The following is a 222-nucleotide window of genomic DNA, read 5'->3' on the forward strand; positions in this document are numbered from 1 at the left end:
CTCGTTGACGGCCTCGGTCACGTACTTCTTGAGCTGGCCGGAGCCGCCCATGCCAATCTCCTCGGCAATCTCGACCTCGGAACGGCCGGTGCAGATGGCGGCCGTCGAAAGCAGGCCGGACACGCCGGGGCGGTTCTCGGGATCGAACGTGATCATGCGCTCGGAGTCGGTCTGGCTCTTCTTGATGCGCTTGGCCGTCTCCTCGGCGGTCATCGAGATGTT

The 222-nt window shown here is 64.4% G+C and carries 1 pseudogene; it reads right to left on the reverse strand.

Annotated elements, in window-relative coordinates:
- A pseudogene (locus DW645_RS09855) lies at positions 1 to 222 on the reverse strand (tryptophan--tRNA ligase); the annotation flags it as partial.

The sequence above is a fragment of the Collinsella sp. AM23-17 genome (genome assembly GCF_003470945.1).
In the GTDB taxonomy this organism is placed as follows: Bacteria; Actinomycetota; Coriobacteriia; order Coriobacteriales; family Coriobacteriaceae; genus Collinsella; species Collinsella aerofaciens_O.